This window comes from Psychromonas sp. SA13A (genome assembly GCF_011378715.1).
Taxonomy (GTDB): Bacteria; Pseudomonadota; Gammaproteobacteria; order Enterobacterales; family Psychromonadaceae; genus Psychromonas.
The window spans coordinates 83,521-97,186 of the sequence record NZ_WTKU01000012.1; the positions used below are offsets into that span (position 1 = coordinate 83,521).

13 protein-coding genes are annotated in these 13,666 nt (G+C 35.6%); 5 read left to right on the forward strand and 8 right to left on the reverse strand.

Annotated features, from left to right (window positions below):
* Positions 1-207 precede the first annotated feature (207 nt).
* Positions 208-1,953 carry a carboxypeptidase regulatory-like domain-containing protein gene (locus GQR44_RS12070; RefSeq protein ID WP_166372024.1) on the reverse strand — a complete coding sequence of 582 codons (1,746 nt, stop codon included), beginning with the start codon at positions 1,951-1,953 and terminating at the stop codon, positions 208-210.
* Positions 1,954-2,407: 454 nt separating this feature from the next.
* Between GQR44_RS12070 and GQR44_RS12075 the strand changes: the two genes are divergently transcribed.
* Positions 2,408-3,319 carry a ZIP family metal transporter gene (locus GQR44_RS12075; RefSeq protein ID WP_166372025.1) on the forward strand — a complete coding sequence of 304 codons (912 nt, stop codon included), beginning with the start codon at positions 2,408-2,410 and terminating at the stop codon, positions 3,317-3,319.
* 254 nt (positions 3,320-3,573) lie between these two features.
* Here the strand turns inward: GQR44_RS12075 and grcA are convergent, their stop codons facing one another.
* Entirely contained in the window at positions 3,574-3,954 is a 381-nt protein-coding gene (gene grcA / locus GQR44_RS12080; protein ID WP_166372026.1) for an autonomous glycyl radical cofactor GrcA, read from the reverse strand.
* A 374-nt stretch (positions 3,955-4,328) separates the two neighbouring features.
* Between grcA and ung the strand changes: the two genes are divergently transcribed.
* The 4 genes from ung to GQR44_RS12100 all read left to right on the forward strand — a co-directional run bounded on the left by ung (position 4,329) and on the right by GQR44_RS12100 (position 8,296).
* Positions 4,329-4,988, forward strand: a complete 660-nt coding sequence (ung, locus tag GQR44_RS12085) for a uracil-DNA glycosylase (protein ID WP_166372027.1) — start codon at positions 4,329-4,331, stop codon at positions 4,986-4,988.
* A gap of 137 nt (positions 4,989-5,125) precedes the next feature.
* Positions 5,126-5,665: a hemerythrin domain-containing protein gene (locus GQR44_RS12090; protein ID WP_166372028.1), complete on the forward strand. Its 540-nt coding sequence runs from the start codon at positions 5,126-5,128 to the stop codon at positions 5,663-5,665.
* Between the two features lie 413 nt (positions 5,666-6,078).
* A complete protein-coding gene (locus GQR44_RS12095) occupies positions 6,079-6,753 on the forward strand; it encodes a 2OG-Fe(II) oxygenase (protein ID WP_205963057.1) in 675 nt (224 codons plus the stop codon).
* Positions 6,754-7,222: 469 nt separating this feature from the next.
* Complete coding sequence (locus tag GQR44_RS12100; protein WP_240923643.1) at positions 7,223-8,296, forward strand: Preprotein translocase subunit SecY; 1,074 nt, start codon at positions 7,223-7,225, stop codon at positions 8,294-8,296.
* 235 nt (positions 8,297-8,531) lie between these two features.
* Here the strand turns inward: GQR44_RS12100 and GQR44_RS12105 are convergent, their stop codons facing one another.
* The 6 genes from GQR44_RS12105 to GQR44_RS12130 form a co-directional block, all read right to left on the reverse strand.
* Positions 8,532-9,179, reverse strand: a complete 648-nt coding sequence (locus GQR44_RS12105; RefSeq protein WP_166372029.1) for a peroxiredoxin-like family protein — start codon at positions 9,177-9,179, stop codon at positions 8,532-8,534.
* A gap of 98 nt (positions 9,180-9,277) precedes the next feature.
* Positions 9,278-9,601, reverse strand: a complete 324-nt coding sequence (gene yqfB / locus GQR44_RS12110; RefSeq protein WP_166372030.1) for a N(4)-acetylcytidine aminohydrolase — start codon at positions 9,599-9,601, stop codon at positions 9,278-9,280.
* Between the two features lie 55 nt (positions 9,602-9,656).
* Positions 9,657-10,535, reverse strand: a complete 879-nt coding sequence (locus GQR44_RS12115) for a DMT family transporter (RefSeq protein WP_166372031.1) — start codon at positions 10,533-10,535, stop codon at positions 9,657-9,659.
* A gap of 271 nt (positions 10,536-10,806) precedes the next feature.
* Positions 10,807-11,835, reverse strand: coding sequence for a DUF2157 domain-containing protein (locus GQR44_RS12120; protein ID WP_166372032.1), 1,029 nt, complete (start codon positions 11,833-11,835; stop codon positions 10,807-10,809).
* Positions 11,836-12,263: 428 nt separating this feature from the next.
* A complete protein-coding gene (locus tag GQR44_RS12125; protein ID WP_166372033.1) occupies positions 12,264-12,893 on the reverse strand; it encodes a LysE family translocator in 630 nt (209 codons plus the stop codon).
* Entirely contained in the window at positions 12,893-13,399 is a 507-nt protein-coding gene (locus GQR44_RS12130; RefSeq protein ID WP_166372034.1) for a DUF3087 domain-containing protein, read from the reverse strand. Before GQR44_RS12130 ends, GQR44_RS12125 begins: the two co-directional genes overlap by 1 nt.
* Positions 13,400-13,666 lie beyond the last annotated feature (267 nt).

Genomic DNA, 13,666 nt, shown 5'->3' on the forward strand with positions numbered 1-13,666 from the left:
ATTTTTTAATATGTTAGCTAACTTGAATGTTGTTCGTTCGTGAATAAGTTATTTATGGTGGTTTCCCCTTTATATAAATCCTTAAATAAGTCTGTTAATGAAAGTTGAGTTATATTAACAGACTTTTATTATTGTATTAATAGGCGTAATAACAAGCCCTTAGTATCATTACTTGAATTTAAGTTATAGCGACTTAAGTTATTTAAATTACTTGGCGTAATACTTATTAATTAACAAAGAAGATGCAGTATTTGATTGCTCTACAATGTTACTGGTTGTTATTTTTTTACTGTCATTGCTATTTATTAATGATCTTGTTGATTGCATAGAAATGGACGATAGTTGAGCAGTTGATGCTTGCTGTAAACTATTACCATCATTAGATTCAAACTCTTCTTCAAACTCTTCTTCACCATCCGTTTCTTCAGGCGCAGCGTTTGACCATTCATTAACTGTTGTAACTGTTTTTGTGCCATCTTCAAATACTTCAACTTCGAAAACATGCCACCAACGTTTAGCTTCGCCTGTAGGTGGAACAAAAAGGGTTCTTTGCTCATCAAGAATTAGTTCTACTCGTGTTTCTGATGGCTTAATGGCTGTTTCGTTTGAGAAGTTATAAATAGCATATTTATATATCCCAGGTAAGCTGTATTGAGGTACGGTAATTATCTCAGGTCCGTAACTATCGGTATCATCTACATCGAGGTAAATATTTGATCCATTCACTACTACTGTTTGATTGTAATAAGCAATATGAAAACGATTATTTTCATCGCTTGGACCGAAGAAATGACTATCAAGATCATCAGGGTTTAGACCCCATTTCAGCTCTATTTTAGAGGTCGCGTTATCTAGTATTAAACACTCATCGATAGTGGTATTTTGATCCTCTGTATCAATGGTCAGTGTTCTACTTTGTTGGCCTGTATTTGCAGATACAAATACTTGGCTATCCATTTTTGCTGCAATTGAAAAGTAACCATCGGCATCTGAATAAGCAGATGAACGACCATTATAATCTTGTCCTTCAGTGCTAATACGGGCATTACTTATAGCTTCACCTTCCGTGTCAACAACGCAACCTCCAATCATAATCGTTTCGTATACTCTATCGGCATTCCAAGTTGTAAAGTGAGAAACTGTACCAACGTAATAATAACCAGAATCCAAGTCCGTTAATGTCGCTACACCTTCCTCTACCCAGATCCCATTAATATTATCGTAATAATACAAAGGCATTGTTTCCGGAAGCGGGGAGCCTGAAGCTGGAATGCGTACTTCTGCTGTTTTTCCATCTGCTAATTTTACTGCTTCACCTGAATCATCAGTAAAGGTTGCAGTAATTGCCCCAAATGATTCAATTGGTACTTCTGCTGAAGGATCTGTTGCACTGGCAGTTACCATTTCACCTGGCATTAAGTCGATATCATTGGTTGGGTCAATGATAAATAGTTCGGATGTAATATTGCCAGTGACAGTCTCACCATTAGCATTAACAAAGCTGTCAGCGTCTATCGAGACTAAAGTATTACCATCCACTTGAAGTTCACTATTTTCAGAAGCTGAAAACACTACTTGAGCATGAATTGGGGGTAAATATAGATTGTTCTCTAAATCAATTTCAGTGCTAGCCACTCTTTTTGATACTTCCGTATAACCCACTGCATCTGAAGACAGGATGGCATTATCAAAGATTAAGGTATCTAAAAATTGTAGCTCGAATGAACCATCATCATTACTCATTGTGCTATCAACGACCACTCCGTTAATAGAAAGCTGTACCGATTTTTGAGCGATAGCAGCATTGGTATAATAATCTTTTAAATTACCCGTTACCGATGATTTTCCCTCTTTCTGCTGCACTATTTCTTGATTATTGGATGTATCATTACAGGCAACTAAAGCGCTAGATAGCGCCAACAACATAGCGACTTTTGAGTATTTAAACTTCATGGATTTTAAATTCCTTTTTTAATTTATTGTTGTATTTCAATGAAAGTACTATTTTTTGATTTGGCATTCTATTATAAATTTAATATATATAATATATTAAAAGTCAGATTTAGGTCATAATTTTAATTATAAGTGATTTATTTATAAGGGAAAAATATTAAATTGTAAATGTTGTTTTTTTGACTTTAATGTGTCGGATATTTTTACTTTAAAAAAAATTAGCAAAGAACATGTAAAATTGGTGGATGTAATTATTGCTAAGAGCTTTATATTAAGTGATACAAAGGAAATGATATATTTTCACTTTAAAATATAAATTTTTGGCAATATAGGAGGTAGAGTTCAATTTTCTAGCTGTGATTCAGCAAAGATAAATATTGAGGTGTGCTACTATTTGTTTTGATTTAATCAATTATCTTAAACTGCAAAAACTAACATCATATGGGGAACGAATATGGATGTCACTGCACCTTCAAGTTGGTTTTTTGGATTTAAAAAACATTGTAAAAACCATCCTTATTTAATCTTAATTCTTATTGCCTCTATTGTATTCATTGCTTTGATGATATTGAATTCAGTCTATTCGGATCAACAAGTATTTATTAAGTATGCCTTAATAGGTGGAACCGCTGGTTTTTTAGCGACTGCGATAGGTACATTACCTGCTTTGTTTATTAAAGAGATCCCAAGAAAGTTATCAGACACAATGTTAGGTTTTGCTGCAGGCATGATGTTAGCTGCTGCTGCTTTTTCATTATTATTACCGGGTATTGAAGCTGCCATTGATATTTCTGGCAGTGCTTTCTTGGGTGGGATGATTGTGCTGTTTGGTATGATCATGGGTGTGGCTTTGATGATGGGGTTAGATGAATTTGTACCTCATGAACATTTGGATTCTGGCCCATGTGGTGCAGGGCACGAAGCTTATAGTAGTGCGTGGCTTTTTGTATTTGCGATTGCATTACATAATTTTCCTGAAGGTATGGCGATTGGGGTTGGTTATGCACAAGGTGATTTATCGGTTGGCATCCCATTAACGACAGCTATCGCATTGCAAGATATTCCAGAAGGTTTAGCGGTGGCAGTAACTCTTCGTGCAACGGGGTTTAAAGCAGGGTTCTCTGTATTAATTGCTGCTGCAACTGGGCTACTTGAGCCACTTGGTGCATTATTGGGAGTCAGTTTGGCTGGTGGTTATCTGATTGCTTATCCGATCGGTTTAGGTTTAGCCGGTGCGGCGATGTTATTTGTGGTGTCTCATGAAGTGATCCCCGAAACACATAGTAATGGTAATAAGACGGTGGCCACCATTGGTTTAATGATTGGCTTTGCTCTGATGATGTTATTGGATACTACTCTAGGGTAAATACCAATGGCGCTTATTGACAGTTTATAACTATTTACGCGTCATATTTCGTTTTACGCTTTATAGGAAACGAGATAATTGGTGACCCAAGTGGGGTTGTATAAGTAGCTATCTACTTAGCTATTTGGGCTAGCTGGCAGGTAATAAGAGCACAGAGTAGGGAAGGTAATGAATACTGACTGAATAGTTGTGCTAAAAAGCGTTCTTAATGGCATTAAGAACGCTTTTATTTTAAACAAAAAATAACGCTATGATTATAAACTTTCAGTGAAAGTACGCGTTAATACATCTTGTTGTTGTTCTGGTGTTAATGAGTTAAAACGTACTGCATATCCTGATACTCGAATAGTTAATTGCGGGTATTTTTCAGGGTGTTTAACTGCATCTTCTAATGTTTCACGACGTAGCACATTTACATTTAAGTGCTGTCCGCCTTCCTGTGCAGCAGGTGCTTGAACAGGTACTTCTTTATATTCAATATCACCCAACTCAGCTAATGAAATCACTTGATCTTCAGCGTATGCATTGTCTTTTACACATAAACAACGTGCTTGAGCGTTTTTTTGATCTAATAACCAGAAAGAGTTTAATAATGCTGCGTTATCTGATTTAGTAATCTGGATACCTAAAGCCATGATATTTCCTTAATATTGGTTGAAATAATTAATGTTAATTAAAACGATTAATAGTCATTTTATATCGTAATAAAATTACGATACTGTAAATAAACTATATTTAATATAACGTTTTAATGAATCTACGTCAGATTATATGGCGGGATTTGATTGATGTAAATCAATATTCACTTGTTTTTTGTATGGTTTAATTGTATTTAAATTGAGCGATATCAAGGTGGTTTTATAACTTGCTGTTTTTAATGAGATCTTAAATGGAATAATATTGATGTTTCTTTTCAATCGTAAGTGTTAATTAAATGTAACTTAAAAGTTAATATTTAACAATTGCTTATGTGTTATTCTGTATTGAGGTTCTTAAAGGAGAGTGTGCCATGTGCTGGCAAGAGTTTATAAAAAAAGAGCAGCAAAAAACATATTATAAGAATTTGCAGCAATTTATTGATCAAGAGATTACAGCGGGCAAAAGTATTTATCCTAGTGAAGAAGATCGCTTTAAAGCTTTTTCGTTAACTGAGCTAAAAAATACTAAAGTGGTTATTTTAGGTCAAGATCCTTATCACGGAGAAGGGCAGGCCCATGGCCTAAGTTTTTCAGTACCAAAAGGTGTTAAGTTACCGCCTTCTTTACGTAATATTTATAAAGAACTTGCTGATGATTTATGTTGGGATAACTTACCTGAAAATGGTGATTTGAGTGAGTGGGCGAAACAAGGTGTGTTATTAATTAATGCGGTGTTAACCGTTGAAAAGAGTAATGCAGGCAGTCATGCCAAACGAGGTTGGGAGCAATTTACGAATAATGTAATCCAACATATTAATGATAATAATGAAGGGGTCGTATTTTTATTGTGGGGTAGTTATGCAATAAAAAAATCGACTTTGATAGATTCAAACAAGCATCATATTTTAACTGCTGTGCATCCTTCTCCATTATCTGCTTATCGTGGATTTTTTGGTTGCCAGCATTTTTCTAAAACGAATAATTTATTGATTGTGCAAAATAAGACACCAATAAATTGGAAAGCTGACTGATTATACGAATCTAGATTATTAATTGGTTTCTTGATTTACTACAGGTATTTAAATTGTCACTTTGATTATAATTTGACCTTGTTATGAGTGATTAAATACCATCCATATATTGTTCTATTACATTCGAGGCTTAACAAATGATTGCAAAAATTCAACAAGATCACCGCAATATAATGCAGTTATTGCAGGTTCTAGAGGCTAAAGTCAATTTATTAAAAGAAGACAAAGAAATTGATTATCGACTTATTAAATCAATTATCAGTTATCTGAAAAACTATGCGGATAAATACCATCATCCGATGGAAGATCTTATTTATGCTTATTATTTAAAATATCGAGTAGTAAAAGACCAAGTTGCTAATCGTTTGGCCGATGATCATCAACATTTAAAAGTCATGACTCGTGAGTTAGATGAGATGTTAGATATGATTTTGTTGGATGCAATTATTCCTAAAGAACTCTTCACTGAAAAATTGGCTCAATTCGTCAGTAATCAAAAGTCGCATTTGAATTATGAAGAGCAAGATATTTTGCCTGCTATCAAAAAAAGTTTAACTGCCGATGATTGGATCCACCTCAGTTTGGAATGGAAACATAACGAATATGCTGACCCACTATTTGGGGCTAACATTAGCCATGAGTTTAAATCTTTAGCGGCACGTATTAACTTAACCTAATTCAACTTAATTTAACCGAACCGAACTTAACTTAGTGGTATAACTCTTTTAAGACTAATTCTTTTAAGCCGCTACCTGTACCACTACTACCATTAAGCTAATGGTTAAAAAGACATATTAAATGTTGGCTTAGATTTAAATGATAAGTGTTTAGATAACAGTTTTTCATCTCAATTTTAGACTTCTCAAACTTCAATCTTAGATTCGCATAATAAAGCTTTTCTTCTGATGTAAAAGTGGCATTATGCGCTCCCGTTAAAAGTAGTAAAAAGACAGTCAACAATTGCCTAATAGCTTTGTTGATAAGGCATTTCATCACCCCCAGTTCATGGTGATAAACGCTCTGTCAATTATGCACTCGCTACTTTTTAGTTAACTTATTATCTATTCATACTTATGTTAAGGCCACCACTTTGCTAGCAGCAAAAAAGATCAGAGAAATAGGCGGAAATAAAATAATTGATGAATCTCTATTTGCATTGATCGCAAAAGATATCCATCAACAAGGTTACAGTATTAGACCAACAGCTTTGCCTGAACAGTTAACTGAAACGCTATTTATGCATCAACAGGACATGGAGGCTGATAAGTTTAAAAATGCTGGTATTGGTAGGGGGAAAGAATATTTAAAAAATGAGTTTGTTAGAACCGATGCTATCAGTTGGATAACGGGTGAAAGCGAAGCTGGTAAAGAATGGCTGGAGTGGACAGCTAGTTTTCAACGTTATTTAAATAGACGATTATTTTTAGGATTATTTTCATTTGAAAGCCATTTCGCCCATTACAGTCCTGGCGATTATTACAAACGCCACTATGATGCTTTTAAAGGTGAATCAAATCGCATTTTGTCACTAGTGGTCTATTTTAATAGCCATTGGTTAGCGACTGATGGTGGTGAATTGGTGTTATACAAAAGTGACCATGATAAAGAAGGCATTAAAGTTGTGCCATTAATGGGGACTGTGGTGGCTTTTTTAAGTGAAGAATTTCCTCATGAGGTGTTAGCGGCGAATCGTGACCGTTATTCTATTGCTGGATGGTTCAGGGTTAATACATCAGTGACAGACCGCGTTGATCCACCACGTTAATTAGTCCTGTTAATGTAAACGATATACTCGTGGTGATTTAAAATACAAGAATCATCAAGCCATGAACTGAGCAGGTACTAAGTATACAGTTCAAGGTCTAATGGGGTAAATCGAACCTTTATTGCCATTTTATAACTACAACTAACAGGGTTACCTCGCGACTTGCCACATGGGTCGCTTACTCAAAAATACCTGTTTGTAAAATGAGGGCGCATTGTAACATTCGATAATGCCTTACAAGATCATCAAGTTATTACTTAGAGTGGCGTTTTGTCTTTTTAGCCTTGTGTGAAAAACAAACAAATTATTAATATTTTACTTTTATTTTCATTGCTAACCCGTCATTACTGGCTTTTCGCTAAAAGCCCCTCTACAATTCGCCGCCAATTTCCGTCTTTATTTGATCCGCTTTGTTAGCTGTCCGCTTTCACGACTTGAGCAATGATCAACAATTATAAGTAGATAATTCATGACTAGTCTCACGACACTACCTAAAAAACGCATTCGCCATGCCAAAGGCCCTTTTGCTATGACCGTTGTTTATAGTTTTACCGGCGCATCTATATTAGCTTCTATTATTTTTTCATTGTTATTATTCTTATCGATTGATGATGGACTGTGGATGCAAGTTTTGTTTGGTTCGTTAGCTGTTATATTTGAATTGGGCAAATTCTTTGCTTGGTACGAGTTTGGGGAGCGTTTAGCAAGGCACAATATTAGCGCAGCTTTTTCCGCTTTTATTTTCTATAGCATTTTAGCCATTATCTCCATTGGCGGTAGTATCGGTGGGATCAATAGTGCAACTAATACTGCGCAGAGCCACTTAGATGTACAAAACAATAAAAAGGCGACATTTGATTTTCAAATTGCGGCAATTGATAAACAGATTGCGCTTAATAATGTTGCAGCAGAAAAATACATTGAGTTAAATCGTATCGTCACTGGTGTTGCGCGTATTCAAAAAGAGAATACTGAATTACGTCAACAACAGTTAGCACTTGCGATTGAACGCGATAAACAACCTGTTGCAAGCCAAGGTTCAGTATTAGGGTTAATCGGTAGTGTGGCAACGGCATTAAATATTGAGACTAAGACTGCACAATTATCACTGGTCATATTTCTATCGGTATTATTAGATTTATTTGCCGCTTTTTTTGTGGGGTTAATTGGCGAAGAGCTGCGTTTTACCCGTACCTTAAAATTGCAGCAAGTTGAACAAAATAAGCACTCGTCACCTGAGCCCGATTTACTCGATAATAGTGCTAGCCATAAAGCGAGTACAGTGTCTCGCAGTGAAGAATTATTGCAACAAGCTATTCCATTATTAAGTAGCGGTAGTGTGCGTTGCTCTAAAAAGGCATTATCCGACAAACTAACATTGAATGCTGAAGATACGGATCAAGTGTTTACTGCTTTATTAGCAAAGGGATTAATTAGGCAAAAACCGAATCGCCATTTTGTTTGGCAAGGTGAGGGTGGACAAAATAGTAATAAACAAAGCGTGTCTGAAAAATTACCATCGATGATTGAACAGGCTGCTTAATCGGTAGCGTTATTTTTAAATAAACGTTACTAGGTTAAGGGTTAATAGGTTCAGGGTTAGCAGGATTTACTTATGCTTGTCAACGCAGTGAGGCTAGCTAATAAACATAAAGTCATCACATAATGATTGCTAATAACTGCTGTCATTCATTTGATTTTAACGATACTAGAGGACCTTTACCCTATTTAATCTATTTTAGGATAAAGGTTTTTTGCTTTGTTATTTAATCTATAACCTATAACTTCTGCAGTGCTTCAATAATATCCGAAGGTTCAGAACGAATACGGTAATCAAGGTCAACAAAACGCCATGTCACTTCACCGTCACTGTTAAGGATAAAGGTTGCGGGAATTGGAATGATATTAGCATTACCATTATTAATGGCTTCTAAGTCTAGTTGACGGTCATTACGCATATGATCCAGCAAAAACTCTGGTACCTGCCATGCTACGCCATATTCAGCAGCCACTTTTGCATCTTGATCTGATAATACTGTAAATCCCATATTGTTTATTTCATCGGCAGTTAATGAACCATCGGGTATCTGTGGACTAATTGCGACTAAGGTTGCGCCTAATGCTTGAATGTCTGCTAATTGAGCCTGCAATGCTTTTAGTTGTAGATTGCAGTAAGGGCACCAACTGCCTCGATAAAAAGTGATCACAACAGGGCCTTTTATTAATAAATCCGCTAGTGAAATAGATTTACCCTGCGCATCAGGAAGTTCAAAATTAGGCGCATTTTTACCCACATCGAGTGCATCTTTACCTTGCTGAAAAGATTTTGCTTGGGCAATAACCTGATCAACACCGGCCATAAAATCAGGATCACCTTTACGTCCAGCTTCTACTTTTGCTTCAGTTTGTTGTTTTAACGTTGTCATATTTTATTCCTGAGTGGTTGATATGGCGGCCTTGGTATTCCCAATTACATTGAGGTTATAATTACATTAAGGTTATATAGGCGTTATTGTTCCAAGTCTTAAGGTAACAGGCTGTAAGTTATCATGAATAACTCGTTAGTATTTGGATAAATTTTTTGTATTAAATCTTTAAGCGGTTGTAATTTCATTGCTTCTTGTTGAGCATGAAATTCATTAATATCCTCAAACTTTAATGGTGTCACTGATTCAATCTTTATATTACATACCTTTTGATCTGTTTCTAAGGTAAAGACTTCTACCTCAGAGCCTACGACATAGTGACTCTCAGATTTATCGCGAATGGTAATGGTTTTTTCGCCCGATGCGACAGATGGCGTTAAAAACTCAAAAAACGTAATTTTATTAGTTATCAGGATTGTCATTATTTATATCCAGTTTTGCGATGCCTACTGAAGGGCATAAATTGATTATTTTAAGTTAACCTTTAAACAGTTTTCTTATCTGCGACCAACGGCTAATGAGCATTGCCATAAAAATGAGGAAACACCCAAAAATTTGCCCTAATGTCATCACTTCTCCAAACCACAAAACAGCAAAAATAGCAGCCCATACCGGCTCTAAATTCATGATCACTGCTGCATGACTAACGGGTGTTAAGCTCATTGCATACATCTGAAGTAGGTAACGTAAACTGGTTGCGATTAAAGTACTGGCTAAAAACCAAAGGGTAATACTAAAGGTAATGCCTTGTGGCATTGCTTCAGTGAATAATGACATGATCAGTAATAAAACACCTGCACTGGTTAATTGAATACTGGTGATCACTAAAGCATGCATACGCATTAAAAAACGAGACAGTAGATTAAGCTGGAATGCGACACCGATAGCAGTACCTAAGAAATATAAGTGAGCAATTTCAAAACTCATACCATTACTTAGTGCTAAAAAAATCAAGCCTGTTACGGCAACGGGTAGCGCAACCCAAATGCTGGTGGCGGGCCTATCACCAAACATAAAGCGTCCAATAATAGGAACAAAAACAACACCAAGACAGGTAATGAATGCGCCAACACCAAGGTTAGAGGCTTGATCTAACCCTAATACCCAGCACATCATCGCCAAGCCCATAACGCCACCAATTAACATAATGGGTTTAACATCATTCCATTTAAGGTTTCGAAAATAGCGGGGGCCAATTAAGAACAATACAATGCCGCCAATTAAAAAACGCATGGAAACAAAAAATAGAGGTGTCATTCCCGCTAAGGCTTCTTTAGAAAAAATCCAACCAAGGCCTGCTAAAATAGTCACTAGTATTAAAATCAGTTCTGCTCGGAATGCAAATTTTTGTTGCAAAATATACCCTTATTTTTAAGGTTGACTGTGTTTGAGTGTTGATAAGGAAGCACATTAGAGTAAACTATTTTTTGCAATAATTCAGTAATAAAAACACGGTTTTATTTTTTTAATTTACTAATGTTAATTCTGTAGTGGAAGAATTGTTGCCAATTAAATCATTTAGTTAATTGGCAATAATCGTATTGAACTGTTTCCGATGTTACATTTTATGCTGCTTTATTTTGTACAAGGCAGAGATAAGCTATTAAAGTCCTCTATCGCTTACCGTTTATGTTTTTGATGCTAATAACTCCGCCAATGCTGTGGGCAGTTTACTTCTCACTTTTTTAGTGAGGATTGGTTCATGTTTTTGCCAAAGAATACCAAAGTAAATGACTAATAAACCTAATGCCGTTAAGATAATTGGAAATAACCAACTGTCTTCAAAAATACTAAAGGCTAGGTGAGCTAAATAACCACTAATCCCTATTGCACCAAAGATAACAAATACACGACGAACTAATGTTACGCCTATAACAATCATCAATAAATTAATGCAAAGGTAAAGAAATTTAGATAACTCACTATCTGAATACTGAAGTGACATTCCGCTCCAAAATGCAATCACGCCAAATAAATAGATCCAAAATGCATAGTCTGCTTTATTTCTCGCGCGAATATCGACCCAGAAAGCTAAACCAATCATCACTAATCCACTGATCATTGAAACTAGTTTTCTTAATTCCCAGTTAAAATCACCGCCTGTTAGCATTGCGGTAATATCCATTGATAGGTACCAAAGTGTCACGGCAATCGGCATCATTAAAAACGGATATTTATATTTCCAAGCTAAAATAATACCGACAACTAATGTGCCTAGCTCCATGTAAAGCCAGTGCCATTGAACATAACGATGGTAATCACGATAGACACTGTCGTCAGGCCAAAAGCCTAATGATTGTTGTAGCCCATAGATAGTTAAAGGAGTTAATGCGATCACAAAAGTAGCACATATTCCAGCGGGTATTGCATAACCTTTGGCTTTAAACTGATGAGTAAGTTTAATGCCTATCGCTGTGTATAATAAAGCAATTACAGTAATTCCTATGCCTCCGAAGGACTGCCAGCCTAAATTCATAAAAAGTGTCATGGCACCGATTGCGATCATGCCACCCACATAATAAAGCACATGAGTGAAATCGAATTTAGGCCCAGAGTGGGGTTGTTTATTGAGAAATTCAATTAATTTTTCTGATTGCTCAAAGGAAATTATATTTTCATTTACAGCATTTTTAAGATCTTGTTTTGTTAAGTTCAATCTAATCTCCCTTGTTGCTATATTTAGCAGTTATATTTTACTACCGTATTTCGCTGTCTATTTCGTTATTAAACTGTGAAGTGAGTTATCAGTTTATGCCTATTTGATCATTTTTGGATACAGAATCCTACCTTTGATTTTAAAGGCACATACTCCCATGAATTACTATAAAACTGAATGCTGCTAGATTTAAATTGGTTATAAAACTCAGTAAAGCCAAGTTCGGTGATACTGCTTTAACAGCTCCATCTTAAATTCAATAAAACATTAACAGTAATACTGAGTTAATAACAAGGGCAATAAAAGAAAGTAATAACAGGGTGAGTTCTTTCAGGTACTTTTGATGAGTTGGTTGTTATGGAGGCAGTAAGGAAATATATAAAGGGTTATCACTTTGACAATGAAAACCCTTTACGTTTTAAATGAAGTTACTTTTCTAATAATAACTTAACGGCTAACCCAATTAATACGACACCGGTTAAACGTTCCATTATTACTTGCGTTTTACCACCATCAAATCGTTTTTGCGCGGTAACAATCATGCGGCTGATGAATGCTTGCCAACACATTGCAATCGCAAAGTGAATAGCTGCCATTAGTAATGATTGCATAAATGCAGAATATTCAGGATTGATGAACTGTGGTAAAAAAGCCAGATAAAAGATAGCCGTTTTAGGATTTAAAACGTTTGAGAGTAAACCTTCTCTAAAACTTTTTGTTAATTTAAAGTTACCCTGTGCTGATAGCTTAGCGGGACCTTTAGTTGAAGCAAAGAAACTGTGTCTTAGTCCCTGAACTCCTAAATATAAAATATACAGTGCACCAATCATTTTTACTGCTTGGAACAACTGCGGCGATTGTGACAATACTAGTGAAATACCTACCGCAGACAAAGATGCATGAAAAAATAATCCCGTACATATACCCAGACTAGTAACAAAACCATCTTTTTCACCGCCACGACTAGTATTTCTAATCACCAAGGTAGTATCTAGGCCTGGTGTCATCGTTAAAATAGTAATCGCAATTAAAAACGCTTCAATGTGTAAAATAGGCATCAGTAGTCCGTTAATTGTTGTGGATTATAAAGGCTCACATCTAAAGTGACTTGATGTGCTTCAGCAAGCTCATTAAGCTTATTTTCAAGGTGAGTTAAGTGGTTAATAGTTAATGTATTATTGTCTAATTGCCAAAGTTGGCGAGATCCTGCGTAATTAAAGTGTAAAATTTGCATCGCAGTGGGATCACCTTGCTGCGCAGCAGATTCTATTTTTTTCATACGTCGATTAATTCTATTTAAAGCTTGTTTTAAATGCCAAACATAAGTGACCTCGTGGAAATAGGCATGGCTTTTAAGTTTATTTAATATAAATAAAAGTGCCCCTGCAGTAACAATAACACCCAATAAATTCCAGTAAAAATGACTACCGTCCGGCGAAGGCATTAGTCGAATAAGTAATTGGCTAATACCTAAACTGCCAACAGTAAGCGTACCAATACAGGCAAAAATGACTTTGTTTAAGCGTTTACGATAGCGCTCTGGATCTATTTCAATAAGTTGCATTCTGGTTATTTATTCCTTTAACAAAATGGGCAAACATGGTTATGAAATGTTAATCCTGAATGTGATGAGAGGGATTGACACTGATTATCAACATAGATTACTAACAATAGATTACTGGTATAGGTTATTAAGAGTGTGAATAATCGCTCATAGGTTATGTAATGTAAATAATTTATAGTCATTTATAGACAGTAATTTATAAGCAGTTATTCATTGTTAGTCATTGATCGCACTGTATTTGTTGCGCTTTATTTATTGTTATGTGTT

Coding starts and splice junctions, on each gene's coding strand:
- GQR44_RS12070 (WP_166372024.1), bottom strand. CDS start 1,953: ATGAAGTTTAAATACTCAAAAGTCGCTATGTTGTTGGCGCTATCTAGC.
- GQR44_RS12075 (WP_166372025.1), top strand. CDS start 2,408: ATGGATGTCACTGCACCTTCAAGTTGGTTTTTTGGATTTAAAAAACAT.
- grcA (WP_166372026.1), bottom strand. CDS start 3,954: ATGGCTTTAGGTATCCAGATTACTAAATCAGATAACGCAGCATTATTA.
- ung (WP_166372027.1), top strand. CDS start 4,329: ATGTGCTGGCAAGAGTTTATAAAAAAAGAGCAGCAAAAAACATATTAT.
- GQR44_RS12090 (WP_166372028.1), top strand. CDS start 5,126: ATGATTGCAAAAATTCAACAAGATCACCGCAATATAATGCAGTTATTG.
- GQR44_RS12100 (WP_240923643.1), top strand. CDS start 7,223: ATGACTAGTCTCACGACACTACCTAAAAAACGCATTCGCCATGCCAAA.
- GQR44_RS12105 (WP_166372029.1), bottom strand. CDS start 9,179: ATGACAACGTTAAAACAACAAACTGAAGCAAAAGTAGAAGCTGGACGT.
- yqfB (WP_166372030.1), bottom strand. CDS start 9,601: ATGACAATCCTGATAACTAATAAAATTACGTTTTTTGAGTTTTTAACG.
- GQR44_RS12125 (WP_166372033.1), bottom strand. CDS start 12,893: ATGCCTATTTTACACATTGAAGCGTTTTTAATTGCGATTACTATTTTA.
- GQR44_RS12130 (WP_166372034.1), bottom strand. CDS start 13,399: ATGCAACTTATTGAAATAGATCCAGAGCGCTATCGTAAACGCTTAAAC.